Annotated in this window: 25 protein-coding genes; 12 read left to right on the top strand and 13 right to left on the bottom strand. The window is 44.3% G+C overall.

The features are described from left to right. Window positions 1-10: 10 nt before the first annotated feature. The 4 genes from HRI96_RS11025 to HRI96_RS11010 form a co-directional block, all read right to left on the bottom strand. Complete coding sequence (locus HRI96_RS11025; protein WP_210117396.1) at window positions 11-1,441, bottom strand: toll/interleukin-1 receptor domain-containing protein; 1,431 nt, start codon at window positions 1,439-1,441, stop codon at window positions 11-13. An 18-nt stretch (window positions 1,442-1,459) separates the two neighbouring features. Then, window positions 1,460-2,173, bottom strand: a complete 714-nt coding sequence (locus HRI96_RS11020) for a type I restriction enzyme HsdR N-terminal domain-containing protein (protein WP_256729236.1) — start codon at window positions 2,171-2,173, stop codon at window positions 1,460-1,462. Window positions 2,174-2,852: 679 nt separating this feature from the next. Continuing rightward, complete coding sequence (locus tag HRI96_RS11015) at window positions 2,853-3,257, bottom strand: type II toxin-antitoxin system VapC family toxin (protein WP_210117395.1); 405 nt, start codon at window positions 3,255-3,257, stop codon at window positions 2,853-2,855. Beyond that, complete coding sequence (locus HRI96_RS11010) at window positions 3,257-3,496, bottom strand: DUF2281 domain-containing protein (protein WP_210117394.1); 240 nt, start codon at window positions 3,494-3,496, stop codon at window positions 3,257-3,259. Before HRI96_RS11010 ends, HRI96_RS11015 begins: the two co-directional genes overlap by 1 nt. Before the next feature lie 201 nt (window positions 3,497-3,697). Between HRI96_RS11010 and HRI96_RS11005 the strand changes: the two genes are divergently transcribed. After that, complete coding sequence (locus tag HRI96_RS11005) at window positions 3,698-4,900, top strand: integrase catalytic domain-containing protein (RefSeq protein WP_210116713.1); 1,203 nt, start codon at window positions 3,698-3,700, stop codon at window positions 4,898-4,900. Window positions 4,901-5,163: 263 nt separating this feature from the next. Here the strand turns inward: HRI96_RS11005 and HRI96_RS11000 are convergent, their stop codons facing one another. The 3 genes from HRI96_RS11000 to HRI96_RS10985 all read right to left on the bottom strand — a co-directional run bounded on the left by HRI96_RS11000 (window position 5,164) and on the right by HRI96_RS10985 (window position 6,978). Next, window positions 5,164-5,436 (bottom strand): restriction endonuclease subunit S, encoded by a 273-nt coding sequence (locus HRI96_RS11000; RefSeq protein ID WP_210117393.1) that lies wholly within the window; start codon window positions 5,434-5,436, stop codon window positions 5,164-5,166. A 134-nt stretch (window positions 5,437-5,570) separates the two neighbouring features. After that, window positions 5,571-6,500 carry a class I SAM-dependent methyltransferase gene (locus HRI96_RS11805; protein WP_256729235.1) on the bottom strand — a complete coding sequence of 310 codons (930 nt, stop codon included), beginning with the start codon at window positions 6,498-6,500 and terminating at the stop codon, window positions 5,571-5,573. A 43-nt stretch (window positions 6,501-6,543) separates the two neighbouring features. Then, window positions 6,544-6,978 (bottom strand): hypothetical protein, encoded by a 435-nt coding sequence (locus HRI96_RS10985; RefSeq protein WP_210118701.1) that lies wholly within the window; start codon window positions 6,976-6,978, stop codon window positions 6,544-6,546. 304 nt (window positions 6,979-7,282) lie between these two features. On the opposite strand from HRI96_RS10985, the gene amrA reads away from it, so the two are divergent. From amrA to HRI96_RS10945, 8 genes are all read left to right on the top strand, one after another. Next, a complete protein-coding gene (amrA, locus tag HRI96_RS10980; RefSeq protein ID WP_210117392.1) occupies window positions 7,283-8,713 on the top strand; it encodes an AmmeMemoRadiSam system protein A in 1,431 nt (476 codons plus the stop codon). A gap of 15 nt (window positions 8,714-8,728) precedes the next feature. Further along, on the top strand, window positions 8,729-9,592 hold the full coding sequence (gene amrS / locus HRI96_RS10975; protein ID WP_210117391.1) for an AmmeMemoRadiSam system radical SAM enzyme: 864 nt from the start codon (window positions 8,729-8,731) through the stop codon (window positions 9,590-9,592). A gap of 467 nt (window positions 9,593-10,059) precedes the next feature. Continuing rightward, on the top strand, window positions 10,060-11,694 hold the full coding sequence (locus HRI96_RS10970; RefSeq protein WP_210117390.1) for an ATP-binding cassette domain-containing protein: 1,635 nt from the start codon (window positions 10,060-10,062) through the stop codon (window positions 11,692-11,694). A 90-nt stretch (window positions 11,695-11,784) separates the two neighbouring features. Further along, window positions 11,785-13,002 (top strand): chloride channel protein, encoded by a 1,218-nt coding sequence (locus HRI96_RS10965; protein ID WP_210117389.1) that lies wholly within the window; start codon window positions 11,785-11,787, stop codon window positions 13,000-13,002. 67 nt (window positions 13,003-13,069) lie between these two features. Further along, a complete protein-coding gene (locus HRI96_RS10960) occupies window positions 13,070-14,431 on the top strand; it encodes a PFL family protein (protein WP_210117388.1) in 1,362 nt (453 codons plus the stop codon). Window positions 14,432-14,469: 38 nt separating this feature from the next. Continuing rightward, window positions 14,470-15,846 carry an MATE family efflux transporter gene (locus HRI96_RS10955; RefSeq protein WP_256729234.1) on the top strand — a complete coding sequence of 459 codons (1,377 nt, stop codon included), beginning with the start codon at window positions 14,470-14,472 and terminating at the stop codon, window positions 15,844-15,846. A gap of 53 nt (window positions 15,847-15,899) precedes the next feature. Next, entirely contained in the window at window positions 15,900-17,627 is a 1,728-nt protein-coding gene (locus tag HRI96_RS10950; protein WP_210117387.1) for a putative bifunctional diguanylate cyclase/phosphodiesterase, read from the top strand. Next, window positions 17,624-18,484, top strand: a complete 861-nt coding sequence (locus HRI96_RS10945; protein WP_210117386.1) for a GNAT family N-acetyltransferase — start codon at window positions 17,624-17,626, stop codon at window positions 18,482-18,484. The genes HRI96_RS10950 and HRI96_RS10945 overlap by 4 nt, the downstream gene beginning before the upstream one ends. A 112-nt stretch (window positions 18,485-18,596) precedes the next feature. On the opposite strand, the gene proC is transcribed toward HRI96_RS10945, so the two are convergent. The 5 genes from proC to HRI96_RS10920 all read right to left on the bottom strand — a co-directional run bounded on the left by proC (window position 18,597) and on the right by HRI96_RS10920 (window position 22,788). Then, entirely contained in the window at window positions 18,597-19,409 is an 813-nt protein-coding gene (proC, locus tag HRI96_RS10940) for a pyrroline-5-carboxylate reductase (RefSeq protein WP_210117385.1), read from the bottom strand. A 37-nt stretch (window positions 19,410-19,446) separates the two neighbouring features. After that, complete coding sequence (proB, locus tag HRI96_RS10935; protein WP_210117384.1) at window positions 19,447-20,295, bottom strand: glutamate 5-kinase; 849 nt, start codon at window positions 20,293-20,295, stop codon at window positions 19,447-19,449. After that, window positions 20,292-21,560 carry a glutamate-5-semialdehyde dehydrogenase gene (locus HRI96_RS10930; RefSeq protein ID WP_210117383.1) on the bottom strand — a complete coding sequence of 423 codons (1,269 nt, stop codon included), beginning with the start codon at window positions 21,558-21,560 and terminating at the stop codon, window positions 20,292-20,294. Before HRI96_RS10930 ends, proB begins: the two co-directional genes overlap by 4 nt. A gap of 54 nt (window positions 21,561-21,614) precedes the next feature. Further along, the gene (locus HRI96_RS10925) at window positions 21,615-22,169 is read right to left on the bottom strand and encodes a hypothetical protein (RefSeq protein ID WP_210117382.1); all 555 of its coding nucleotides are present in this window, start codon (window positions 22,167-22,169) and stop codon (window positions 21,615-21,617) included. 70 nt (window positions 22,170-22,239) lie between these two features. After that, the gene (locus HRI96_RS10920; protein ID WP_210117381.1) at window positions 22,240-22,788 is read right to left on the bottom strand and encodes a DUF1697 domain-containing protein; all 549 of its coding nucleotides are present in this window, start codon (window positions 22,786-22,788) and stop codon (window positions 22,240-22,242) included. Between the two features lie 218 nt (window positions 22,789-23,006). Between HRI96_RS10920 and HRI96_RS10915 the strand changes: the two genes are divergently transcribed. From HRI96_RS10915 to HRI96_RS10905, 3 genes are all read left to right on the top strand, one after another. Beyond that, window positions 23,007-23,999, top strand: coding sequence for a helix-turn-helix transcriptional regulator (locus HRI96_RS10915; protein WP_256729233.1), 993 nt, complete (start codon window positions 23,007-23,009; stop codon window positions 23,997-23,999). A 174-nt stretch (window positions 24,000-24,173) separates the two neighbouring features. Next, the gene (locus HRI96_RS10910) at window positions 24,174-25,202 is read left to right on the top strand and encodes a hypothetical protein (protein ID WP_210117380.1); all 1,029 of its coding nucleotides are present in this window, start codon (window positions 24,174-24,176) and stop codon (window positions 25,200-25,202) included. Window positions 25,203-25,458: 256 nt separating this feature from the next. Then, window positions 25,459-25,674, top strand: coding sequence for a hypothetical protein (locus HRI96_RS10905; RefSeq protein ID WP_210117379.1), 216 nt, complete (start codon window positions 25,459-25,461; stop codon window positions 25,672-25,674). Between the two features lie 16 nt (window positions 25,675-25,690). Here HRI96_RS10905 and HRI96_RS10900 read toward each other — a convergent pair whose 3' ends face one another. Then, the gene (locus HRI96_RS10900) at window positions 25,691-26,455 is read right to left on the bottom strand and encodes an RluA family pseudouridine synthase (protein WP_256729232.1); all 765 of its coding nucleotides are present in this window, start codon (window positions 26,453-26,455) and stop codon (window positions 25,691-25,693) included. Window positions 26,456-26,491: the final 36 nt, after the last annotated feature.

The raw sequence follows: 26,491 nt of genomic DNA, 5'->3' as shown, positions 1-26,491 counted from the left end.
CAACAACCGTTCATTTTAACGATGCAATCTGATCATTGCCTATTTGCAAGGGAATAGGAGGTATTGAATCCAAGTCATTGGGATAGCAATAATTGGGTGTTACGGGATTAGTCGCAATAACTTTTTTTAGTTCATCAATTGAGCTTACTCCAAATAATGGGAGTATTTTCTCGCAGTATTCCTTTGAAGATAGTCTAACCCATATATTTTCGGGATTATCTGCATAAATATACGATAAAGCGAACCAATGTTTTTCATGGTAGGTTTGGTTTAATGCAAAAGACATTTGGGTTAGAAATATATCTGTTTCTGCAAAAGATTTTTTTGTTATAATCGGTTCCTTAACTCTGGAAACCATTATATTCGCAGTTTTTGAGACTAAGTCCTCTTCTTTATATCGATAAGTATCATCAACTATTGTTGGATAACATCTAAACTTGACAAAAGAGCATGGTTTTATATTGCTCGCTGGTGAAAGTTCTCTTTGTAAATAATACGTATGCGTTAATATATCGTGAAGTAATGAATATTTTTCATAGTGTCTTAGATATGCAATCGTGCATACAAATAATTCCCAGATAAATATTGTGTAATGATAAAAATAATACTTAAACCGTGAATGAACGTTTTTATCAACCAGCATTAATTCGTTATATGTTGTTTCAAAGAAATTATAGATAAACGATGCAACATCTCTTTCAGATGATATAACTTCTTTAAGGAAATCTAAATAAATATCACGTAACGGTTTCATTGCATCTATCTTTGAAACAATCTCAGAAGCTATAAAATCTTTATCTGAATTTGCGGTATCGATTTTAAATTCCTTTACTTTTGCTGTAAAATTTTTGGGAAAATCAGAAAGAACAGCATTTTTTTTCAAGTCAGTATTTTCAGTCTTTAAAATAGAAATTCCGCTCCGCAGCGAAACTATATCTACCGAATTATTCTTTAAGTATTCAGGCTTCGAACCGAGTTTCGGCTTTGATATAAGCGGTTCATCATAAATATGCCGTATAAGTTTTTCATATTCATTTTCATAATTATTTTCATCAGAAAAATCAAAGTAAATCCTCGTCTTTATATAAACGGGAACAGTAGGACTTGAATCTTCATTTTTTCCTAAAATGAGCGGTAAAAATTTTTCTTGTTTAAACTTTCCATATAATTCTGACGATATAATTACTGTTTCATCACCGACCCCTCCAGTTCTATCGTTGGCTTTTTCTGTATATGTTTTATCACATACAATTAAAACAAAATCGATTGTTTTATCTGTAACCATAGATTCCATAAATTTATATTTATCATTTCCGGGCTTCAAATTCCAAAAATCGACGATTGTATCAATTCCGTCATTTACTAATCTTTGAGCAAGTTTTACCACCTCCTTTTGCACAGTCCAAGAGTATGATATAAAAACTTTAGGATGATTTTCCATAGATATAGTTATTGCTCCCTATTTTTCACTATTGTTATTTTTAAAATTTCCTTCGTTATGCAGCGCAATATCTTCGGCAAGTATCGTGCGCCATTTTTCGATCATATTCAAAATGTCGTCGTCAACGGTTGCCGTTCCCCGCTTATCCTTCGTCCCTTCGTAATAGGTATCGAAGGTGCCGAGATCGACGGCATCCCAGCTGATTTTATCGTATAACTCTTCAAATTTTTCGACGAGTTTATCGCAGGTCAGATACTCAATACGGGCGGTCGCAGCAGTGTCTTTTTCGCTCGGCTTAATCCGCGTATCGTAAATTGCCAATTCCTGAAAATCCGTCAGCACTGCAATCGGCATCTTCGACGTATACGCATACCGCCGCACTTGCAGCGCCGGTTCGGGATTCGTTTTAAGATCGATGCTCGGCTGCTTTGCTTCAACATACATCTTCCGCTCGCCCCCGTAGCAGAGCGTGTAGTCGGGATGCTTTACCTGACCGTTCATCACTACGCGGTCTTCGGTAATTACTTCCTGCCTGTCATGCCGCGCACCCTTTTCGTTTTTGACATCCCATTTTAGGCATTCAAGCAGCGGATCGATAAATTTATTACGCACTTCGCTTTCCACAAAATCTTTGGAAAGATAAAACGCCTCGTTCGCCTTAAACTGCTTTACCAGCTGCGCCACGCGCTCCTTGCGTTCAGCCGGTGTCATATCTTTTGCCTTAATGGACATCGTCTACCCCTATTCCGCTTTCGTACCTGAATATACTATATGTATTATATCACACCTGTACGGGCTTCATAAGAACAGTTTGTTTTCTGTATAGACGTTATTCTCGATTTTGTCCTCGGTGTGAAACACATGTCTTGCAAAGGTGTTGAGATCATGCTGTTATTGCAATATTGCCGCCGGACAATTCGCGCAAAGCGGCATCGTATTCATCCATATATCGGCACAGTGTGGTTCAGGCGGAAAAGCGCTTGCGCATTATGCTTTGTGTTTTCAAAGGCTTTTTCATTAAAATTTCGCGAATCGACGATTTCTTCTTTGCAATCCATAGGGTTCTCCTTATTTGATTTATAATGTGTAATTATTTTGGGCGTTCCGGTTTCCGCGTCCGCGTAAACCGTCGGGCTTTACGGGGTTCCACTAACGCTCCATTCCTTCGGAACAGCTGCGCTGCCCCTTCAATCCCTAACGCTGATTATCAATTACCCATGTAACGTGGTAAAGAGAGCGGCGCATATAAAATTTAAGGAAACACCTCTCACAAAAGGATCGTCCTCAAACCGGAGCTTTCTCCAACGAGAGGGTGATCGCTTTAGTTCAATCGGTCGGTCTTAGCGGTTACTGTGTAATGAGAGTGATAATGTCTAATAAACGATCTGTATCATAATACTTACGGGTTTCTTTACACAGGGACTATGCATGGCTCATTGTAATCCGGAATGAGCGAATCATGTGTAATGAATGTTAGCTTGTCAGTTTTTGCTTGTGAAAGTAAAAGTTTATCAAACGGGTCATGATGTTCCGGCACATCTACAGGACGTTGCAGCGTATCGACAGCAAGAATATGCCTCTGCTCTATCGGATATTCTAAAAACCCCTGACTTTCGCACAATTCTACAAATCGTTTAGGTGATAGGCTCATCTGCTCCGGCTTTCGTGAATGTTTTATACTGATTTCCCATACGGACACAAGAGAAAAATAAATTTCATTCTCCTCGTTTTCTATAATGGCACGCGCCTTTGTTGAAAGCTGTTCATCTCCCGTTAGAAACCAAATCAAAATGTGAGTGTCGCAGAGTATCTTCATCACACGGTTCCAAAAAGTTTTGCAATTTCGTCATTATCCTCATCAAAATTTCTCGGATAAGAAAATTCTCCTTTTGCAATACCGAAGCAGCGTTTTATTTTTTTAGTCTGTGAATGAACCGTTTCAATTACTTTTGTATTTTTTAGATTATCTGCAATCATAGAGAGAAGTTGAATTTTCTGTTCATAAGGCATTTCTAAAACCAGAGTTTCTATTTGAGCATATTTTTCATAGGACATTGGCAACCCTCCACATAATTTTAGTGGAAACCTCGAAAAATTCAACCACGTTTTTAGAGATGCTCTATTATAACATAAGCCTTTATTTTTATGCTAGTTTACGCATTGCCTCACGTAAAATCTAACCGAAAAAAAAGCGGTGAATCACGTAAAAATCTAACCCAAATCTGAGTCACAATAGAAGCCCGAAGGAAGGGCAAAATGGGGTTAGACATGAAAACGAAACAGAAATTAACCGAAGAAACGGCAAAACGCTACTGTACGGCAAGCAAAAAGCACAAGACGAAAATCATCGATGAGTTCATTGCGACCACCGGCTACAACCGAAAGTATGCCATCCACATTTTGAAAAACACGGCGTACATAAAAATAACACACTTTAACAACGTTGAAAAAAAGAGCGTGCAGGTCATTACGAAAGTACGCAAAAAGCGGCGCTATGAAAAATACTACTGTCAAGACGTACAACAGGAAGTTATTCGCCTGTGGATTTTATCGATGTATCTGTGTGCAAAACGCCTTGTTCCGTTCATCCGCGACAACATCGACTACTTTGCTCAAAAGGCAGGCTATGATGAACAACTCAAGCTTAAACTAAGCGCCATATCAAGCGCAACGGTCGCAAGGATTCTCAAGCCGGAAATCCCAAAACATTCAATCCGCGGTATTTCGACCACACGTCCTGCAAAAAATCTGAATAAGCTTATTCCCATACGCACCTATTTCAATTGGGACGAGAAAAAACCAGGCTTTTTTGAAGCCGACACGGTCGCTCATTGCGGTATGAGGAGCGAAGGTCAGTATGTTTGTACGCTCACACTCACCGACGTGCATTCAGGATGGACGGAAAACAGAGCTCTTTTGAACAAAGCCCAACGCTGGACAAAAGAAGCGGTCGATGATGTAAAAGAAAAATTACCGTTTAAGATGAAAGGCATCGACAGTGATAACGGAGGTGAGTTCAAAAATACTCAGCTGTTGCAATGGTGCCAAGAGCATAAGGTTGTATTTACCAGAGGTAGAGAATACAAAAAGAATGACAATTGCTTTGTCGAGCAGAAAAATGACAGTGTGGTACGAAGAATTGTCGGCTATTACCGCTTTGAAGGAGAAGAAACACGAGAAGTCATGGCAGAACTGTATGAATACTATAACAAGCTCGTCAACTTTTTTTTCCCTTCGATGAAGATTATCGCTAAGGCACGAATAGACGCAAAGGTTATAAAAAAATATGATACTGCTAAGACTCCTTACCGAAGGCTTATGGAAAGCAAGGAACTGAGCCCTGCTGAAAAAGAGGAACTGAGACGGAGAATGGTCAACTTGGATTTGCAACTGCTGCTTGAGAAAACACAACAGCTCCAAAGTACGCTTATCTCTATGGCTGTCCCTTGGTCAAAATAGCTACGGTTAGATTTTTACTTGAGGAACCTAAATCATTTGGGTTAGATTTTTATTTGAGGAAATACGGTTTATCGTTTATTCGTGTATTCCGAGAGGAGAGTTTAATGCCAGAAGTTTTACGTCTCCGCTCCATGCCGTAACAAAGAGTATTAAAGCCGAATGAAACCACTTCTGTTTGGAACCACCGGCATCCGTACCGGATCGCACATACAATGCAAAGCATTGGGCATTGTACCCTGACCTTTCAAGATAAAACTAATCAGTTAATGCGCCCTGATGGAATCAAGCTTAGTAAACAGTTCTTCAATCTTGGCAACGATTCGATGTTGTTCGGCGAGCGGTGGGAGGGGGATGAATTTTTCCCTTCTGAATAAATTTAATGGAATAAAAGGTTGCATTTCTCCCTTAGCTATTTTTTTTAAGTTTTCTTGAATCCACAATAAAAAGAATAATACAAATTTCATATACGTATATTTCTTTTCATAATTCCAACAGATAAGGGAAAAATTATTACAAAAAAATTCTGTGCCTATCAATAGAGAAACTGCTAAAAGTCTTTATCCGTAAAGCTTTGAAAGCCTCGTCGTTGTCTTATTGATTAAAATGGAATACGGCAGTCCAATAAAAGGCAGCAACAGTAGAAGATGATCGTTCATTTCGGCACTCAAAATCAATTAAGTTTTAAATGTAAGATGACCGTTCTTCCGCCGTCGTCGCACACTTTCATCGCTATGCGGGTATACAGCTTCAGTTTACGCTTCAACATTTTTCGTGCGGCGGTATAAAACGTGCGCCTTTCGATTAGCTCCATACCGCATTTTTTTGCAAAGACGGAACAGTCGTTTACGTAAAAATACATATGCGCCGAAGCGTTGCCTGTCTTTTGTACGTACTTATTCGCGTATTTTATGCCGATTTCATTCGTCGCATCAAAAATCAATTCTCCGGCGGGGAAGCGTTTTTTTATGTCCGACAAAAACGACAAAATTTTTTCTTCACGGAAATATTGAAACACGCCTGAAACAACCAGCAAAGACGGAAGGGCGGCGTCTATGTTTTCTGCCCATCTCAGCGTAAAAAGGTCGGCTCCTATGAGAGTCTCGTTTTCTTTTTTGCCCAAGATATTTTTGCGCAGTTCGATAACTTCAGGCAAATCTATTTCGTAAAAAATTGCGCCGTCCGTATATGTGACAGGTGTATGTGTCCTTGCGGTATGTTTGCCGGCTCCCTGTACAGTTGCCTCTTGTAAGTTGTCTGCTTGTATGATGTTTGCCTGCGTCCCGGTTGTCTGCACACTTTCTGCTTGCAGCCGAAATGCCGCAGTTTCAAGTCCCGCGCCCAGATTAATGATGTTGCATTTTTCATGCGCGGCAATAAAGTTTTTCGTTATCTCGTCAAAATTGTGATAGCGGGCTACGGAAGCCAGCATAGTGTATTCGGAAGATGATTTCCAAATCCGCTCAAGCGTTTCTTTGGGTATTTTTTCTTCCAGTGACAAAGCCGTTTCGTCATAAAAATATTCCGGAAAACGTTTGGACGCATAAATCCGCGCCGCCATAGGTATAAGCATTGTATCGGCCACACCGCTAAATTCGCTCATAGTTATCCTCCCGATAAAGGTTATTCTAAAAGTCCGTTTAATTCTATCTTTCAGACAGATATTTTTCGGCTTCCAAAGCGGTTAATTTTCGTACTTCCGTATTGGGAAATTCAGCGTATTCCTTTACGGAAAAAACCGGCTTTTCTTCTTTGCAGCTTTTATCGGGATTTTTCTTTAGATATAAAAGCAAGTCGTCCTTTCCTGATAAAATCTTGTACGAAATTTTACTTTTTGTATTTTTTATTTCATAGACGCCGCAGCAATTTTTCACCGTATAATCCGCCGTCCTTAAATACAGCTTTGCGATTTCCAATGTTCTAAAAGGAAAATTCCACCTTTGCAGGCCTCGTTCCGTATGTTCTATGCAAATACATCTTCCGCAGGAACCGCATATGTACTGAGTATGATTTTTTAAACATTCCGCGGCATTAAGCAAGGGAGTCGCTCTGTTTTGTTCGGAATAACATTCTTTGCATATCATGTTTTTACGCCTGTGGGATATAGTCGGCATTTCCGCCAAGGGAATAATTCGCTGCGCTTTCCATACGATAACAATACCGCGAACGCGCCCGTCAGTCAAATTCGCGAGAAGACATGCGCCGTGTACACAGGACGAACGCGCGCCAAAGACGCGCCTGCAGCGGCGGACGCACAAATCGATAAATGCGAGCACGCACTTTACGGCGGCGTTTACGGCTCAGAAAAAATGGAGTACAATTATTTTAAGAAAGCGCCGCGCTTTTACAGGAGCGGCAAAATAATTCTTAAAACGGGAGTTTGCTATGGCGATAATCGGCGCGTTTATGGTTCCGCATCCTCCGCTAATCGTGCATGAAGTGGGGCGCGGCAGGGAAGATGAAATTGCTGCGACGGTAGCCGCATATGTGCAGGTTGCAAAAAAGATCGCGAGTCTAAAGCCCGAAACGATCGTCGTCACGTCTCCACATGCAACTCTCTACCGTGATTACTTTCACATATCGCCGGGAACCGAAGCGGTCGGAGATTTTTCCGAGTTCGGCGCGCCTGAAGTGCGATTTCACCTTTTTTACGATACGGTGCTTGTTAAAGCTGTCTGCAGCGAAGCCGACGCGGCAAAGATTGCAGCGGGTACGAAAGCGGAAAAGCATGCGCCGCTCGACCACGGTACGGCGGTGCCGCTGTATTTTATCAATAAGTATTACACAGATTATAAGCTCGTGCGCATCGGTCTTTCGGGGCAGTCGTACAAAGCGCATTATGCGCTCGGCGAGTGCATCCGTCGGGCTGCGGAAAAAACGGGGAAAAGAGTTGTCGTCGTTGCAAGCGGAGATCTGTCTCACGTGCTAAAAGAGGACGGGCCCTACGGATTTCGCGCGGAAGGCCCCGTATACGATGAGCGTATCATGAACGTTATGGGAAACGCAGATTTCGGAAAGCTACTTTCGGCCAGCTTGTTCAGCCCTGATTTTTGTGAAAACGCTGCGGAGTGCGGTCATCGTTCGTTTATCATTATGGCGGGAAGCCTCGACCGCACGGCAGTCCGCGCGGAAAGGCTTTCCTACGAAGGGCCTTTCGGCGTGGGCTACGGGATTTGTATCTATGGCGTGACGGGGAGTGACGAAGCGCGCAATTTTTTGGAGCGGTACGAAGAAAACGAACGGCGAGCTTTTGATGAACGGAAAAAAAGCGAAGACGAATATGTCCGCCTTGCAAGGCTCGCGGTCGAAACTTACGTTCGGACGAAGGGCTATCTTCGCATCGAAGGCGGCGCGGCAGTGGGTTCAAGCATCCCCGGACAGATGAAACTTTCGGGCGATTTGCTCGACAATCGCGCGGGAGTTTTTGTATCGCTGAAAAAAGACGGTATGCTCCGCGGCTGTATCGGAACGATCGCCCCTGTGTGCGCAAACATCGCCGAAGAGATCGCGCACAATGCGGTAAGCGCCGCCGCTTTCGATCCGCGGTTTTCCGAAGTGGAGGAAGACGAACTTTCATCTCTCGTATACAGCGTTGATGTTCTCTCGAGCCCTGAAAAAATTTCGTCGAAAACCGAGCTCGACGTAAAGCGCTACGGCGTCATCGTGACGAAGGGAAGCAGGCGAGGCTTACTTTTGCCGAACCTCGAAACGGTAAACACAATTGACGAGCAAATAGAAATTGCGTGCAAAAAAGCCGGCATCGATATGAGCGAAAACCCCGAGCTTGAGCGCTTTGAAGTTGTGCGCCATTATTGATTTCGGGATACTGTGATGAAGGACGACGTAAGCGTGGAAAGCGCTGAGTCAAAAGCGACAGCCGTGTGCGATACGTGCTTTTACCGCTGCTCGATCGCCGATGGCCGAACTGGAAAATGCCGCGCCCGAATGAACAGGGGCGGAAAAATCGTCCCGCTCAATTACGGACGGCTCACAGCATTAGCCCTCGATCCTATCGAAAAAAAGCCGCTCTATCGATTTTTTCCCGGAAGCGTGATTTTGTCGGCGGGAAGTTGGGGCTGCAATATGCGCTGCCCGTTTTGCCAAAATGCGGAGATTTCACAGAGCGGCGGCGGCATCGAAACGGTGTATGTTTCACCCGAGGCTCTTGCTGAAAAAGCTTTATCGCTTATCCCCTGCGGCAATATCGGCGTCGCCTACACGTACAACGAACCGCTTGTGTCGTGGGAATACGTGCGCGATGCGTCGCGCTGTGTACACTCTCTCGGCATGAAAAACGTAGTTGTTACAAACGGCTGCGTCAGCGCCGATGTGATAGAAGAAGTGCTGCCTTACGTCGATGCGATGAACATCGATTTAAAAGGATTTACGCGCGAGTGGTACAGGGCGTTAGGCGGTGATTTTGATGCCGTCAAAGATACGATTGTTCGCTCGGCGAAGCGGACACATGTTGAGCTCACTACGCTCATCGTCCCCGGTAAAAACGACGGAGAAGAGGAGATCCGTTCCCTTGCACAGTGGGTTTCGAAAATCGATAAAGCTATGCCGCTGCACATTACGCGCTTTTTTCCGCACTGGCGCATGAAGAATGCGGATGCGACGCCTGTCGATACGGTATACCGCTCTGTTTCGATCGCGCGGGAATACCTCGAATACGTGTACCCCGGCAACTGCTGAGCGCAATGCTTTTTCGGTAAAACTCGTATAGCTTAATTGAAGAAAAATATTTTCACAACAAAACACACGGCTGCAAATAAAACGGCAGACTGCGGACTCGCCGCAACCGACCCCTTGCGTCTAGGTACCGCGCCGTTTTACAGCTTAACCCTGATTTAAAAACCGAAACCGGCAGTAAAACTTACTACCGGTTATTAGGAGGACAAAGAGTTCAATATAGACGGGAAGATTGATGATATTGTCTGGATATCAAAGCGGAACTTTCCTTTGCCCATATATATATTACACCCGATGTTTAAAAATTTCAAATTCGGATTAATTATTCATTAAAATGCGCCGCTGCAGAAAAATCTGCGCTTTTGAGGGCGGCGCCTTAGCGCGCATGAGCGCACAATTCGCAACGTTTAGGCTTTGCCGTTTTGCACTATCAAATGACTTAAAACACATTATTGTAGTATACTCTCTATATGCAAGACGGTTCGTGCCTTATATCCATAAAAAATTGCCGCATACAAGACCGCGGAAAAGTCCTCGTTCAAAATCTAAGCTGGACTATGAAAAGCGGCGAGGCGTGGCTTGTGACGGGTCCCGGCGGCGAAGGAAAAGAAGCGTTTTTAAAGGCGCTTTCGGAAAACGGTATGTCCGGCGGTGCATCTTGCGAACCGAATGATGACGGCTCTTATTATAAAAACGTTTTCTCTTCTTCCGTAGAGACCGTTTCGCTGGAAAGAGCCGCCGCGCTCATCGAAGAAGAGCGTAAAAACGACGACAGCGAATTTTCGCCGGACGGCGTAGACGCGGGCAGAACAGGGCGCATTTTTCTTGCGGAGGCGATTTTTTCACGCAGTGTAAAGAAAAACGAAATCCTTCCTGAAAATATAAAATGCCTTGAAAACAACCGGTATGTAAAACTCTGCGGAATTGAGGATATTCTGGACAGAGGATTAAAATACATGTCCACCGGCGAAATAAGGCGCACTCTTTTGTGCCGCTCTCTTTTGTCCGAAAAAAAACTGCTCATCCTAAGCAACCCGTTCGCCGGCCTGGATTCTGAAAGCCGCAGCGTTTTGTTTAAGTTTTTTGACGAAACGGTAAAAGAACGGTCTTCCCGCATCGACGACACTTTGCCTTATATAATTTTATCGTCGGACAGATATTCCGAAATTCCCGGCGCGATAAATGATGTGATCGAATTTACCGGAGCAAAGATAAGTTTTTGCGGATCGAAAAACGATTACGAGAATTTGCTTTTTAAGCGCGAAAAAGAAAATAATTCCGAACTTAAAAGCCGTAAAAAAACATTTATAGCCGAAGTTTCTATGTTAAACGATGAGTCTTTTAAAACGCGGTCTTTATGTCAAACGGCCGGCAATGCAGACAAGGCGTCACGGGCAGAGCGCAAGATCCTAGTTGAAATGAAGCGCGTCAATGTGGCTTGGAGCGGTCATGTCGTTTTGGACGATCTTACATGGTCGCTTTACGAAGGCGAACACTGGCTCATAAGAGGCCCGAACGGCTCGGGGAAAACAACTTTTTTGGAGCTTATAACGGGCGACAATATGCAGGTTTTCTGCAACGACGTTTCCTTGTTCGGAAAGCGCCGCGGATCGGGAGAAACCGTTTGGGACATAAAATCCAAGTTGGGAATAGTGTCGTACAGAATGCACGTAGAATATCGGATGCTCGGCGGAACAGATCTGGAATCGGTAATCATTTCGGGCTTCCGCGATTCCATAGGTCTTTACGAACATAAAACCGACCTGGAAGTTATCACGGCTGAAAAATGGTTAAACTTAGGCGGTTTTTCCGGCAGAAAAAAAGAACTTTTCGGGAATTTAAGCTACGGAGAGCAGCGGGCGCTTTTAATACTGCGCGCAGCGGTTAAATGTCCTAAAATCCTTATTTTAGACGAACCCTGCCATGGACTTGACAAATCGTACAGAGAAAATATATTGAATTTGCTGGAAACCATAGCCGAAAGCGGAACCACGACATTGCTTCATGTAACTCATGACCCCTCTGAAGTTCTGCCTTGTGAAAAACACATCCTTGAGTTTCACCCCAAAGAAAGACCTATGTATAAGATTATCGATAATTCATAAAATAAATTGAACTGTGCGCAAAGTGCGTACGAATTGCATTTGGTCGAAAATTGAAATTTTGTTCGACTGTTGAATTTTATGGGAGCTTGAATGCAGGTTGTCTTTGATTTTATTAAACACAAAACATACGTTTTTTTGATCTTATTGCTGGCAGTTTTTGTAGGCGTTTTTGCAGGATTGGTGTGCGCAGTTTTCGGGAGAGGGCTTTTGTTCCTTGATGCGCTTCGCGTATCGCACCCGCTGTTTTTTATTCCGTTTTTGGGTATCGCAGGAATTCTTATAGTATCGGCTTATAAAAGTTGGGGCGGGTCCAGCGCTGAAGGTGTTTCTTTGATTTTCGAAGTGGGATACGGCGAAAAGCCTTCCGTCCCTAAAAGGATCATACCGTTTATCATCGTATCTACGTGGATTTCCAACTTGTTCGGTGCGAGCGTAGGGCGAGAGGGGGTTGCCATACAGATCGGAGCGGCGCTGGGTTTTAGAGTAGGAAAAATTTTCCGCAACGACAGAATCGCCCGCATTTTATTGATAGCGGGAATTGCAGGCGGATTCGGAGGGCTTTTCAGAACTCCAATAGCCGCCGTGTTTTTTGCGCTTGAAGTGCTCGTAGCCGGGAGCCTCGCTTACGAAGCGTTTCTGCCTTCCCTTATTACCGCTTTTACGGCTTCTTTTGTCTCAGGTAAATTAGGAGTGCCGATGGAGACGATTTTAATGGACGCAGAAATATCGTTTACCGCAGGAAACATATTCCGCATAGTTATCGCCTCTCTCGCATTTTGTATGGTAGGCCGGATTTTTTCGACTGCGGACAAAAAAATGCGCCTTTTGCTGCAGAAAATTTTACCCAACGACTGTGTCAGGATTTTTATTGTCGGCTTAGCAATAAGTATAGCCTCCATAGCCTTATACCGAGGACGCTATTCGGGGCTCAGTCTCGGTATAACCCATTCGGTATTCCACGGCGGTAAAGTATACGCATGGGATTGGATCTTAAAAATTCTTTTTACAGTTATCTCTTTAAGCGCAGGATTTCAAAGCGGCGAAATTTCTCCCTTGCTCTGTATAGGATCTTCTTTCGGTTATGTGCTTGCAGGCATTGTAAAACTTCCGCCGGTTTTATGCGCGGCGCTGGGTTCCGCCTCCGTTTTAGGCAGCGCGACAAATACCTTTCTAGCCCCCATGTTTATCGGCTGCGAAGTTTTCGGCTTTAAATATCTTCCGTATTTTTTTATCACATGCGCAATAGCTTACGCCTGTAACGGAAACAATACGATTTACGGAAAACAACGGCTGTCTTCCATGCTTTAATAGAATATTTGATATATTCTTTGCGTTAGGATATGATGTTTAAAGTTTAGAGCTACGGGGTTAATATATGATTTTTTCACCGGTCGAAATTCAAGAAACGGTCAACATGTTCATGCGGCAAAAACTGGATATACGCTGTATAACGATGGGCATTTCGCTTCGCGATTGCGCCTGCTCAAGTGGAAAAGAAAGCCGCACGAAGGTATACGACAAAATCATGCGCCGCGCCGGAAATCTTGTAAAGGTAGGCGGGGAAATTGAAAAAGAATTCGGAATCCCTATTATAAACAAGCGTATTGCGGTTACGCCTATCTCTTTAATTGCGGAGCCCAGCGGAGAAAAAAGCTATGTGGAATGGGCCGTTACACTGGACAAAGCCGTAAAAGAACTTAACGTCGATCTCATAGGCGGTTTTTCCGCTTTGGTTCAAAAAGGGATTACACCCGGAGATCTTGCGCTCATAAATTCCATTCCGGAAGCTCTTGCCGTAACCGACAGGGTCTGTTCTTCGGTAAACCTCGGAACTACAAAGTCCGGCATAAATATGGACGCCGTAAAACTTATGGGCAATATAGTAAAGAATACTGCTGAACTCACAAAAGAAAAAGACGCCTACGGCTGCACAAAATTGGTAGTCTTTTGCAATGCGCCGGAAGACAATCCGTTTATGGCGGGGGCCTTTCACGGGCAGGGAGAAGGCGACGCCGTTCTTTCCGTCGGAGTTTCGGGCCCGGGTGTAATTTTAGCCGCCGCGCAAGAATATAAGGGCAAACCCATAGACGTTCTTGCAGACGGCATTAAAAAAACCGCCTTTAAGATCACGCGCATGGGGCAGCTTGTAGGAACCGAGGCCGCAAAACGGCTCGGCGTAAGTTTCGGCATTTTGGACGTTTCTTTAGCTCCGACGCCCGCCGTAGGCGATTCCGTAGCGCGTATTCTTGAAGAATGTGGGCTGGAAAGAGCCGGAGCTCCCGGAACTACGGCCGCGCTCGCGATGCTCACTGACATGGTAAAAAAAGGCGGCGTTATGGCAAGCACAAGCGTGGGCGGATTGAGCGGAGCCTTTATTCCCGTCTCCGAAGACGAAGGGATGATAAACGCCGTAAAAGATCATTCCATCACTATAGAAAAACTTGAAGCAATGACGACCGTTTGCTCCGTGGGCTTGGACATGATCGCTGTCCCCGGCGATACTAGCGCGGCGACGATAAGCGGTATAATGGCGGACGAGCTTGCGATCGGCATGGTCAACGGGAAAACCACGGCTGTAAGGATTATTCCCGTTCCCGGCAAAAAAGAAGGTGATTGGGCCGAATTCGGCGGTTTAATGGGAGGCGCGCCGATAATATCCGTAAACAGGTTTGGTTGCGAGGATTTTATAAATCGGGGAGGAAGAATACCCGCGCCAATTCATTCTTTCAGAAACTAGGGCTTAGCCGGCGTTTACAGCCTGATGTAATAAAAGCTATGATGAAAACACAAAAAGTTCCCGGATTTTATAAAAACTTTTTTTTAATCGCCGTTCCCATAACTCTGCAGCAGCTCATGCAGACCTTTGTAAATATGCTCGATACCATTATGGTAGGTCAGCTCGGCGCTGTGGAAATAGCTTCCGTAGGGCTGGGAAACCAAATATTTTTCATATTGAATATGATACTTTTCGGCATTGCAAGCGGAGGCTCCATATTCATAGCCCAGTATTGGGGAAAAAACGACGTACGCCGCATACGGCAGGTTTTGGGCATTATGCTCTCCGCTTCAGTCGCGGTTTCTTTGATCTTTACCCTTGCCACGCTGTTCATACCGGAAATTCTCATAGGTTTTTATTCAAAGGATCCCAAAGTAATCGAATGCGGAGCAAAATATCTTCGCGCCGTGGGGCTAAGCTATCCTGCGACGGCTATAAGTTTTGCATACCAGTTTTCATTTAGGAGCACGGAGCACGTGCGCTTACCTATGTTTTCAACGTTTGTTTCCGTTATCCTAAACGCATTTTTCAACCTGATTCTCATCTTCGGGCTGAATCTGTCTTTTTCAGGCGTACGCGTTTTTATTCCCGCCTTGGGCGTTTTGGGAGCGGCCGTCGCTACTTTTATTTCACGCAGCATCGAAATGACAATCATTTTATGCTATTCGTATTCAAAAAAATACGAACCCTGCGGAACGTTAAAGGAGCTTTTAAGCTTCGACCGCGCGTTTGTAGCGAAATTTATAAAAACCGCGCTCCCCGTGTTGTTCAATGAAACTTTGTGGGGCACGGGAATCACTTTTGAAAACGCTATCTTTGCGCGCATAGGCACAAAGGCAATTGCAGCCTTTAATATCACCGGGACTATCTCGCAGCTGTCATGGGTTTTTGTTATAGGCTTCGGCAGCGCCGCAGGAATCATAATAGGAAAACAGATAGGCGCCGGAAATGAAAAAAGCGCCCGCGCATACGCAAAGCACTTTGCCTTTTTCATACCGGCTGTAGGATTTGCGGTGGGCTGCCTTTTGTATCCGTTTTCTTTATTTTTGCCGTCCTTCTTTAAAGTGGAACCCGACATACTGCGGCAAGCCCAGTTAATGCTTTGGACGCTCATATGGTTTTATCCGTTTAATTCGTTTAATATGCTGTTCATAGTAGGTATTTGCAGATCCGGCGGGGACACAAGATATGCGGCGTTTCACGATCTGTTTTGGATGTGGGCGATCATAATACCGATGGGCTTTGTAACTGCTCTTGTCTTCCGCTGGCAGCCTTGGCAGGTATACGCATGCCTTTTGTGTGAAAATATATTTAAGTCAATTGCCGGAATAATCCGCGTGCGTTCGGGAAAATGGCTTAATAATGTAACAACATAGCGCTAAAATTATAGTTTTTTTATGTTATATATTCTATAATTATCATTGTGAGCATGGAAATAGTAAATAACGAACCGTATAACAAAGATTTTCTCCTTGCACGTATTTCTCTGGCCGTTCTTATTTTTTTTGCACATTACATATTCTTTATGCAGCTCAACGGCGCCGCCGCGCAGGAACTTTTAAATAACGGCCGAATACAGTTTGTTTTTTCATTTTTTTCCGCTTCAAGCCTGTTTCTCACATTCATATTCTGCTTTGTGATCTTAAACTTTAGATGCAGGGGTTTTGTCTTTATACAGATTTTAAACGGAATCCCATTTTTATTTGCGCTTGCAATATTGATTAAATATAACATATTCGTTCTTCCGGGAATTTTAAATCCTTTAGCTGCCGCCGTTTTTTTATTTTTCATTTATTACCGGCAAAGGAATTTACTCTGCCAGTTCAACAAGTCAAAAATCGAAATGGAGCAGCTTCTCTATACGGACGAATTGACCGGTCTTGCCAGCAGAAGAAAAATATCCGACACGCTTAAAAACATGACGGATCCTCAAGCCTCCGTTTCGCCTTTTTCAATAATGTTTATTGACTTGGATAATTTTAAAGTCATAAACGATACCCTCGGACATAAGATAGGCGATATTTTTTTACAGGAAGCGGTGCACAATATTTCCTGCCATGTAGAGCCGGACATGCTTTTGGGGCGTATGGGCGGCGACGAATTTCTTTTAATAATTTCCGGATCTAAAACGGATGAAGAGCTGCTTTCAATAGCTGAAAAAATAGAAATCGGAATAACACGGCCGTTCGTATACAAGAATAAAAATTATTCCGTAACATGCAGCATAGGTATTGCTCGCTTTCCGGAGCATGCGCAAAACGATTCTGAAATTCTTCGATATGCGGACATGGCCTTGTACGAAGCTAAAAAGCGCGGTAAAAACCGCAGCGTCATTTTTAACAGCACGTTGCGAAAGAGCATCGCTCTGGAAACGGATATTCATTACACGCTGGAAGATCTTGACAGCGGCATAATGCCGCTTCAGGATCTGGACGAAGATGAAAATCAAAAAATTTCAACTTTTTCGCTCTTATTCCAGCCGCAATTCAATACCGATACGAAAGAGCTTCGCGGATTTGAAGTTCTGTCTTATTTTACCTCAAAGGATTTCGGCTACATCCGCCCTTCAGTCTTTATTCCTATCATGGAAAGAAACGGCGACATCATAACGTTCGGAAAGTGGGTTTTGCGGGAAAGCATAAATCAATACCTTAAAATCATAAAGGACATGTATAACTCTCCCTTGCTGTCGGTTAATATTTCGGCGGTGCAATTTGAACATCCGCTGTTCATTGAAAATTTGGCTTCGATTATGAAAGAAACCGGTATGCCGCCGGATAAACTTGAAATCGAGGTCACGGAATCGATCGCTATAAATTCCTTTGATTCCGTCATAGAAAAACTGACCGCCATACATAATATGGGAATCCAGATTGCCCTTGACGATTTCGGAACGGGTTATTCGTCTTTTAATTACCTGCGTCTTTTGCCCCTTGATCTTTTAAAAATAGACAAATCCTTTATAGATCCCATTCCCCACGACAAATCCGGCGTAAATATCGTAAAAGCGATAATAGATATGTCCCACAGATTGGGCATTGAAGTAATAGCCGAAGGGGTTGAGACAGATAAACAGTTCGATCTTTTAAAAGAATTGGGCTGCGATTCCATACAAGGCTTTTATCTTGCAAAATCTTTGCCTTCGCAAGCTTTATGAATTTTATTCCTATAGACCGTGAAGATAAAGCCTTAAATGATTTTTTAAAAAAACACGAACCTTTTTGCGTAGCCCTCATTCAATCCTTGAAAAAAAAAGAAACTTACATTTATGCGCTTTGCAGCAGAATAAAAGACGAAGTAAAAGGCGTTATCGCTTTATCCCGAGGGAATATGCTCATGCATTATATTCCCGAAGAATTTCAAACGGATCTTTTAAAAAATGACGCCGCCGCAATATTGAAAAAACATTCCGTTTCCGGCATCAACGGCGAAGCTCTCGGCTCGGAATATCTCATTTCAGCCCTCGAAAAAATAAACAATGTAAAATATAAAATAAAGAATTCTTACCGCCTGATGGAGTTAAAGAATAACGGCATTTGTGAAAGCGAAAAAGAAATTTTTCAGCCTCTTATCGACGTGGAAATCAGGCGCTGCACGCAAGCGGATATTTTAAATATTTTGCCTCTGGAAACAGCGTACCAGGAAGAAGAAGTTTTGCCTTTCGGGCGCAAGGCAGATCCTGTGATCTGCCGATACATGCTTTCCGGCCGAATGAAAGAGCAATATATATTTGCAGCCTTTACAAAAGACGGTTCCGCAGTTGCAAAAGCCGCAACGTCCTCGCTTTCTTGGGAATGGGCTCAGCTAGGCGGGATATACACCGTTCCCGAACACCGCAGAAAAGGACTTGCCTTCGCCGTTTTAAAAAGCCTCATTTCTTTTCTTTTTTCAAATCAAAAAAACTGCGTCCTCTTTGTAAAAGACAAAAACACGAATGCGTATGAGTTATATAAAAAATGCGGTTTTAAAGAGATCGCCGCTTACACGATAGCTTATTATTACGATGTTGTTTAAGGCCTGCCCAGGAAATTAAACTTTTTAGGCAGCCCGGAATGCGGGCAAAGCCGAACCGCCGCCAAAATAGCGCGCCATACCGGGGCCGTTTCCGGGCCGCCCTTTACGGCTCTTACTTTTTGCTCAGGTTTTTTGCCTTATCGCAGACAACGCTGACGGCTTCTATAACCGCGCTTCGAAACCCGTTTTTTTCAAGACAAGCGACCCCTTCTATAGTTGTGCCGGCGGGAGAACAAACGGCATCCTTTAATGCAGCCGGGCATCTTCCGTCTTCCAATACCATTGAAGCGGCTCCCTTTACCGTCTGCGCCGCATAGACATAGGCTTGCTGACGCGGCATTCCGTAACGCACGGCCGCATCCGCGAGCGCTTCGATAAACATAAACACGAACGCCGGGCTTGAGCCGCTTACGCCCGTAACGCAGTCCATCAGACTTTCGCTGACATTTTCTACCCTGCCCGCGCATTCAAGCAGTTTTGTTACAACTTCAATGTCGTCTGCAGATACGTCGGCGGAACAACACAGAGCCGTTATCGCCTGTTCCACGAGCGCGCTCATGTTAGGCATTATACGCATGACGGAAAAACCTTCTGCCGCCGTCTGGAGTTTTTCAAGAGGGATTCCCGCCGCCATTGATATTATGACCGAAGAATTTCTTAAAGAAGACTTTATTTCGTTTAAAACCTGAAAGACTACGGACGGTTTTACTCCCAAAAATAAAAAATCCGAAAAAGAAGCAACTTCCGTATTGGTTTTACAAACCGTGCATCCCGTTTCATCGGAAAACTTTTTTGCGTTTTCAAAATTAAGGGAAGAAACAAATATTTTTTCAGGTCTTATGATTTTTGTCATAGCTTTTAAAAGCGCGCTTCCCATTGTTCCTGCCCCTATACAGCCTATCGTAATGTTTGCAATATCTTTCATACTTCCTCCCAAATTGTGTTATAAAATCGGCCGAATACTATCCTCTTCCGACCGCGCGGATAAGGCATTTTTCATCCGCCAAAAATAATGTTCCTTTTCCGCGCCCGTCGGCAATATGCTCAAGGCTGTCGTTTTGTTTTCCGTTAGCCAGGATCATCGGAATTCCGTATGATGTCGTCTTTTCGGCGGCTTGAAGCTTGGTTTCTATTCCCCCGGAACCGAAATCGTTCGCGCTTCCGATTTTTATATTTTTCCTAAGATCTTCTATGTCGCTCACGGTTTCTATAAGTTTTGCATCCTTGTTCGTCTTAGGATTATCGGTGTATATTCCGTCGATATCACTGAACAATATGAGCAAATCCGCACTCCACAAAATTGCCGTCAAAGCGCTCAGATTATCGTTATCGCCTATACGGATTTCGTCAAAAGAAACCGAATCGTTTTCATTTATAATGGGAATAACGCCTTCGTCTACAAGCGTGAACAACGTATTTCGGATATTTAAAGTGCGGTGATCGTCGGCAAAATCGTCCTTTGTTAAAAGAAGCTGACCTATGTGCAAACTCTGTTCGCCGAAGGCTTTTCTCCAGTTATTCATAAGCTCGACCTGCCCTATGGCGCACAAAGCTTGCCGATAATGTACGTCCCTTTTATGAGCCCAGCCGGATATAGTTGAAATACCGCTTACCTGCGCCCCGGAAGAAACCAACACTATCTGTTTTCCCCTGTTTATCAAATTCTTACATTGTGCGGAAAAGCTCTGCATAAATTCAAAATTTGCAGTGCCGTCTTCTTTTGCAAGCGTATTGCTGCCGATTTTTATGATGATCTTTCTTGACCGCGATACAACTTCGGCAAGTATCTTTCCGTTTCCCGAATCGCTCATCTGATCTGTCCTTCTCCGTCAATCAGGAATTTTGTAGTCGTAAGAGCTCTTATCCCCATGGGGCCTCGTGCGTGAAGTTTTTGAGTGCTTATTCCAAGTTCCATTCCGAACCCGAATTCCCCTCCGTCCGTAAAGCGAGTGGAAGCGTTTACATAAACACAGGCGCTGTCTACCTGCTGCTGAAATTTACGGACACTGACAAGGTCATTGGTTATTATGCAATCCGAGTGTTTCGTTCCGTGTTCATTTATAAACGAAACGGCTTCTTCCAAAGAATCCACCGTTTTTACGGCGCAAACGAGATCTAAAAATTCAAATCCGAAATCTTTATCATCCGCTTTTATTACACAATCCCTTCCGTTTTTTTGAGATTCTGTATGCAAAATTTCAAAAGCCCTTCCGTCGGCGCGAAGCTGTACCCGGCCTGCAAGCTGCCTTTCCAAAAGCGGCAGAAATTCATCAGCTTCATCTTTATGAACGAGAACGGTTTCAACGGCATTGCAGGCACCTGGACGCTGTATTTTGGAATTTTCCGCAATACGGGCGGCAATTACATGATCCGCCGTTTTGTCTACGTAAATGTGACAGACGCCGCTCCCCGTCTGAATGACGGGAATCTTTGCTTTTTCCACAACCGTTTTTATAAGGCCTTCGCCGCCCCTCGGCAGAACTACGTCGATCAGGCCGACGGCGCTAAGTATCCGGTCAACGTCGCTTCGATCCGAACAATCCGCAAGCTCCACCGCACCGGAAACGCCGTCCGGGCAAGATGAGAGTCCTTCTTTTATCGCTCTTATTATTTCTTTATTTGAAAAAAGCGCGGAAGACGAACCCCGCAATAAGATCGCATTACCGCTTTTGTAAGCAAGACAAAACGCATCTGCCGTTACGTTAGGACGCGACTCGTAAATAATGGCGGCTACTCCGATCGGAACACGGATTTGGCGGATATATATCCCGTTGGGCATCTTCCACCCGGAAATCTCTTCTCCTATCGGATCCGATTGCGCTATGACTGTCCGTATGCCGTTTATTATTCCGTCGATCTTTTTATCGTCCAGAGAAAGCCGTTCTATGAGCGCTCCGCTCATTCCCGCAAGAGAGGCCTTGTTTATATCCTTTTCGTTGGCTTTAAGAATTTCTTTTCGACGTTTTTCAATAGCCTTACAGACCGAAGCGAGGGCGTCGTTTTTTTGTTTTGCCGTTTGCCCTGCCAATATCTTTGAACTTTTTCGCAAACCGTTGCAGACAGCCGTAATATCCATATTTAACCATTTTACATAAAAAAACGGAGCTGTAAAACTCCGGACTGTCGAATTCTAGTAATTAGCCAGAAAATACATACCCAATAAAATTATAATCCTGCATTTTTCCGACGTCCAATCCGCCTCTTGGGGCAGCAGCTGGATATACCACCAAAAAATCCCGAATTCGGGATCTATGCGGAAAGCGTATTCAAGAAAATCTTCCTGTTTTGCCTGACTGCCGAACATCAGATAAACCGCATCGTATATTATTTTTAAAAACGGAGAATACGCTTTGTTCCACGTATCAAAATCAATGAGAGAACAAAACTGCTCAAGCTGATATAAAACCTGCTCTTTAAGTTCCGCGTCGGATTTTTCCACCCAAGTCTTTTGGATCAAAAGCGTCATATTATTGTTAAAACTGGCAATCAATTTTTTTTCATCGGCAAATTCGGAAACTGAAACGGAATCGTTCGCTCCAAAGGCGCCCGCTATTTTAAGAGCGAATTCTTCGACCTTTGCAATATTTTTTTCCTGCAAAATCTTCTTTCCGGCGTTGAGAACTGATTTTTCGATAAATGTTTCTGTAAGTGTATCCGTCTCGAATACATCTACGGTCTTAGCCATGATTAATAATAAATTTTTAACTCATATTATTCAAGTGGGGAATGCTTTTTTGTATTTTCGGGGCTTTGGATTAAGCTTTTGGCATGCCCGCGGCAATGCAAGTTTGCAGCGCGCGGGCGGTGTTCACATTGCGTATCGTCATATCTTTGTACAGTCCGCACGATATGATCTTATTGATTCGGCTTTTGTTGTAATCGGCGCGTTTGACATTCCACATAAGCGCGCCTTTTACGTAGCGTATGTCGATAAATTTCTTTTTTATCGGAAGTTCATCGATGATTTTCGCATCGTCGATTACGTCGAATAAATAGGCGACATCCGCTTTTTGTTCGGTGTCGTTTTTCCAGCCGGAAGGAACGGCAGCGGCGATCGCATCGATTTCGTCTTTTGTTTTGATCAATACTTTTATATCGGTACCGGTCGTTTTTAATAATTCTTTTTCGAGAGTTTTACGGATAACAAGCCGATCGTCCGCGGACGTGAAAATCACGTTGCCGGAATTGATATAGGTCGACACGTTTGTGCAGCCCGTTTTTTCAAACAAGGCTTTGAGTTCTTTCATCGTAATGCGGACGGAATCGCCGACGTTGATGCCGCGCAGGAGCGCAATATAGTTCATAGAAGCTCCACGATACTTCAGAATATGGAATTTATCAATACGGGGGTATCGCACATGAAATTGTGCGGGGTGCGTTTACCTTGCGTATCGATAGTATATGTGCAGCTGTCCGTGCCGTGAGCCTTTGCTAGCTTCGCTGCTTTTACGTCGACTTTCGGCACGCTGAAAGAAGTACCGATAGCGCGTTTTTATAAATCGGTGTTATACTGTTAAAAGCCATGGCAAAAAAGCTGAAAAAAGGCCGCGAAGAAAAAGTAAAAACTTTTCGCATCCTTAAAATCGACGAAATCATCCGCAGTGGGAAATACCCGAACACGTCGTATTTACGTAAAAAGTTTGAAGTTTCGCGCAGCACGATTATGCGCGACATCGATTTTTTGCGCGACCGGTACAACGCGCCCCTTGAATACGATGAAGAAAAGCGCGGCTATTATTATACCGACCCAACCTTTTTTATAAAAAGCGTCATGCTTTCCGAAGGGGACCTGTTTGCCGTATCGGCGGTTATTCCGCTGCTTGAACAGTACAGAAACACGCCGCTCGAATCGACCATGAAAAATATCTTCGATACGATTATAAACCTGATGCCCGAAGAAGTTTCCGTCGATTCGTTTTTTTTATCGAGCGATTTAAGCTTTATAAGCGATCCGCTGCCGCAGATAGAAAACGGCGTTTTTTATGCGGTTTTTGAAAGCCTTAAGATGCAGCGCACGCTCGCCTTTGAATACAGATCGCTCGGCGGTAACACCTTCCGTCTTCGCCGGGCGCAGCCCTATCACGTGATCTGCCAAAAAGGGAACTGGTATATGCTTGCCTATTGTTTAAAGCACAAGGAGTGCAGAATATTCGCGTTTTCCCGAATGAAAAATCCGAAAACTACGGAAAAGCGCTTTGAGCGTCCGAAAGATTTTAACCCGAAAAAATATTTCGACAGCGAATTCGGCGTCTGGAATACCGACAGCGCGCCGCTGAAAATAGAGCTTTTGTTCGACAAAAAAATCGGCACGTATATTCTGGAACGCAGCTGGCACCCGACGCAGCAGCTGCGGCACAACAGCGACGACACCGTGTATCTTTCGTTTGAAACCAATCAGCTTCAGGAAGCGCTGCATTGGGTTATGAGCTTTGGGAGCGCCGTTACCGTGCTCAACCCGGCTGAGCTTATCGAAGCGGTAAAAGAGGAAGTCCGGAAAACGGCCGAGCTGTATTGACGGGACGCGGTAACCCGAAAATTGTTCCAAAAAGTCGGCGATACGCCGCCGGTTATTTTTGCAGCAGATCTGCCGGCATGGACTTGTGCGGCAAAAAAAATAAAATTTTTATCTGTATCACTGCCTGACACACCCCGTGCTATATACTTTTCTTGATTTATATCGGAGGTGTATATGACGGACATGAAAAAAACAAGCGGCGCCGATGTCATCGTTCAGGCTGCGGGAAAGACGGATTCTTTTTATTGGGGTTTTAATCGGACGCGTGTCGGTCAGCTTGATTTTTGCGGAAAACTTGAAGACATAGCGGAAGGTACGCTTGAGGCAATGCAGACGCTCGACGGAAGTCCGTATTTTTCGAGCGCATGGTATACTTACATGGACGAAGCGCTCTGCAGGGATATCCGCGTGTATCTTAAAAACGATTTTGAAATCGCCGATGCCGATACGTTTGCGTTTTTGACGCACGTCGGAGCGCTTTTACTTGCGGTCGAAGGCGGCGATTCTTTGCTTGCCGCGGAACTGCTTGCGCGCCGGACAGCTCTGTTTATGAAATTTCCGCAGCTTACGCTCTTTATCGTAAAGCCGGTGGCAGCCGAAGCGCTTTTTGCGTGGATATACGGGCGTTCGCACAGCGATGAGGCCGCTTTTTCCGCACTTTATAAAACGAATGCGCTTCTAGGGGCGGATAAAACGGATACCGGGTTTTTATTGTATTGCGCTGCAAAAGACGTTTTAAAACCGGATGTTGCAAACGAAACGCCCAAGCAGATGTTTATACGGTATTTTAAAAATCATAGTGCGGCGTTTACGATAGGCATAGTGGGGATGAACTTTTACGGCTGGAACGACGGGTCCGATTTTCTGGACGACGCTCTTTCCCAAAAAGTCGGCGACGATATTTTAGACGGCACGCAAAAAGTGCGTGATGCAAAGAAAAAGATTTATGCCTCGCTCCGCGTAAGCGTCCAAGCCGAACCGTACAATCCCCATGATGCCAATGCGATTTCCGTTTCGGCCGAAGACGTTTGCTCTAAAGCCCGAGGCGACACCGGTTTACAGCGCACGGGGTACATCCGCGCAACAGGAGCTGCGATCCTTCGCACTGCCAAGCCGAATACGTTCCGGTTTAACGCGCGCCTTGCGCGTATCGGCGATATGCAGAACGGAAGAAGCGGCATCGTCGTGCGGGTAGAAGTGTAAAAAATGCCGCATGCCGAGCGCATTAATATGACACAGCGGCAGACCGCTTGAAACTAAGCCGCCCGTTGATCGTTCTTTGATAAAGTGAAAAGATCTTGCCCGTTTAAAATGTGCGGCGTAATTTTTATTTATTCGGATCCCGCGGTAAAAAATATAGTATAATAATCTGAGGGTACGCGCTTTTGCACACGAATTGCACGGCACATTTACTCGCAGCGCAATTTTAAGGTAGGTCATAATTTTTGCGGAGGGGTATATGAATAATATTTTTCATACCGTAAAAAAATTTATACATAAAATTTTACGCGGATACAAGGATATAAGCCGAATTTCAGGCGGCTGCGCTTATATTCCTCCCGGCTGTCTTACTTCGCCCGGCAGAGAGCAAAAAGAAGTTCGCGCTCAGGAAAATGCCGTAAAACATTTAGAAAAACATTTAGAGCCGAAAGAAAACGAAGCGGAACGAGACTGATCGGACGTGATGATCTTTAAGATCTTTTTGTTACAAAGGTCATCCATTCTTCAGGTTCGGGCGCTTCAAATGTCATAAGCTCGTTTGTAAAGGGGTGATAAAAGCGGAGAGTCCGCGCGTGAAGCATGAGCCTTCCGAACGGATTTGTTTTTGCCCTGTAAGCCTTATCGCCCGACAGCGGATATCCTTTTGACGCCAGATGTGCCCGGATCTGATTTTTTCTTCCTGTCTCCAAGCTTAGTTCAAAAAGCGTATGAGTTTTACCGCGCGCGATCACTTTATAGCGTGTGACTGCGGGAACGATTTTTGCCCCGGATTGTCCGTTTTTAGAGGCGGGAACAAATCCTATATTGTATTTGTTGTAGGATAAAGGACTGTCGATCGTCCCTGTATCGGGGAGCGGTCTTCTTGCGGGATTTTCGGCTACAGCTCTGTAAAGCCGTTCCGTGACCATTGTATTCCAATTATTCATTATTTTTCTTTGCGCGGTTTCGTTTAAGGCGAACATCATTACGCCCGATGTGTCGCGGTCAAGCCGGTGTACTGCGTAAGGTTTATGCCTTGATGAATAGGCGCCGTTTTTGTGCATGATATCTTCAAGCGTGTTTATGACGGTCTTTTTGCTGCTCCCCGCATACGGTACGGACAGCATTCCTTCTGGCTTAATCACTACGATTATGTGTTCGTCTTCAAAAAGGATTTCAATTCTTCTATTTCCGCTTTTTCCGTGATTTTCACGAAATGTCTTTTTTCCCACTCTAGGAATTTCCATTTTTTTCATATATGTTCGTTTGAAAATCCTTATTAAATTTCATAG

Origin of the sequence: Treponema parvum, assembly GCF_017893945.1 — a bacterium.
In the GTDB taxonomy this organism is placed as follows: domain Bacteria; phylum Spirochaetota; class Spirochaetia; order Treponematales; family Treponemataceae; genus Treponema_D; species Treponema_D parvum_A.
The sequence above is the reverse complement of the archived record's forward strand: the minus strand, read 5'-3'. Positions and strand labels throughout refer to the sequence as shown.

Bases quoted from the DNA above. Each gene is read 5' to 3' on its own strand.
- HRI96_RS11005 (WP_210116713.1), top strand. From the start codon at position 3,698: ATGGGGTTAGACATGAAAACGAAACAGAAATTAACCGAAGAAACGGCA.
- HRI96_RS10945 (WP_210117386.1), top strand. From the start codon at position 17,624: ATGAATTTTATTCCTATAGACCGTGAAGATAAAGCCTTAAATGATTTT.
- HRI96_RS10965 (WP_210117389.1), top strand. From the start codon at position 11,785: ATGCAGGTTGTCTTTGATTTTATTAAACACAAAACATACGTTTTTTTG.
- amrA (WP_210117392.1), top strand. From the start codon at position 7,283: ATGGCGATAATCGGCGCGTTTATGGTTCCGCATCCTCCGCTAATCGTG.
- HRI96_RS10915 (WP_256729233.1), top strand. From the start codon at position 23,007: ATGGCAAAAAAGCTGAAAAAAGGCCGCGAAGAAAAAGTAAAAACTTTT.
- HRI96_RS10920 (WP_210117381.1), bottom strand. From the start codon at position 22,788: ATGAACTATATTGCGCTCCTGCGCGGCATCAACGTCGGCGATTCCGTC.
- HRI96_RS10950 (WP_210117387.1), top strand. From the start codon at position 15,900: ATGGAAATAGTAAATAACGAACCGTATAACAAAGATTTTCTCCTTGCA.
- HRI96_RS10925 (WP_210117382.1), bottom strand. From the start codon at position 22,169: ATGGCTAAGACCGTAGATGTATTCGAGACGGATACACTTACAGAAACA.
- proC (WP_210117385.1), bottom strand. From the start codon at position 19,409: ATGAAAGATATTGCAAACATTACGATAGGCTGTATAGGGGCAGGAACA.
- HRI96_RS10930 (WP_210117383.1), bottom strand. From the start codon at position 21,560: ATGGATATTACGGCTGTCTGCAACGGTTTGCGAAAAAGTTCAAAGATA.
- HRI96_RS10955 (WP_256729234.1), top strand. From the start codon at position 14,470: ATGATGAAAACACAAAAAGTTCCCGGATTTTATAAAAACTTTTTTTTA.
- HRI96_RS10900 (WP_256729232.1), bottom strand. From the start codon at position 26,455: ATGAAAAAAATGGAAATTCCTAGAGTGGGAAAAAAGACATTTCGTGAA.
- proB (WP_210117384.1), bottom strand. From the start codon at position 20,295: ATGAGCGATTCGGGAAACGGAAAGATACTTGCCGAAGTTGTATCGCGG.
- HRI96_RS10910 (WP_210117380.1), top strand. From the start codon at position 24,174: ATGACGGACATGAAAAAAACAAGCGGCGCCGATGTCATCGTTCAGGCT.
- HRI96_RS10960 (WP_210117388.1), top strand. From the start codon at position 13,070: ATGATTTTTTCACCGGTCGAAATTCAAGAAACGGTCAACATGTTCATG.
- HRI96_RS11020 (WP_256729236.1), bottom strand. From the start codon at position 2,173: ATGTCCATTAAGGCAAAAGATATGACACCGGCTGAACGCAAGGAGCGC.
- HRI96_RS11015 (WP_210117395.1), bottom strand. From the start codon at position 3,257: ATGAAGATACTCTGCGACACTCACATTTTGATTTGGTTTCTAACGGGA.
- amrS (WP_210117391.1), top strand. From the start codon at position 8,729: ATGAAGGACGACGTAAGCGTGGAAAGCGCTGAGTCAAAAGCGACAGCC.
- HRI96_RS10970 (WP_210117390.1), top strand. From the start codon at position 10,060: ATGCAAGACGGTTCGTGCCTTATATCCATAAAAAATTGCCGCATACAA.
- HRI96_RS11025 (WP_210117396.1), bottom strand. From the start codon at position 1,441: ATGGAAAATCATCCTAAAGTTTTTATATCATACTCTTGGACTGTGCAA.
- HRI96_RS10905 (WP_210117379.1), top strand. From the start codon at position 25,459: ATGAATAATATTTTTCATACCGTAAAAAAATTTATACATAAAATTTTA.
- HRI96_RS11010 (WP_210117394.1), bottom strand. From the start codon at position 3,496: ATGTCCTATGAAAAATATGCTCAAATAGAAACTCTGGTTTTAGAAATG.
- HRI96_RS11805 (WP_256729235.1), bottom strand. From the start codon at position 6,500: ATGAGCGAATTTAGCGGTGTGGCCGATACAATGCTTATACCTATGGCG.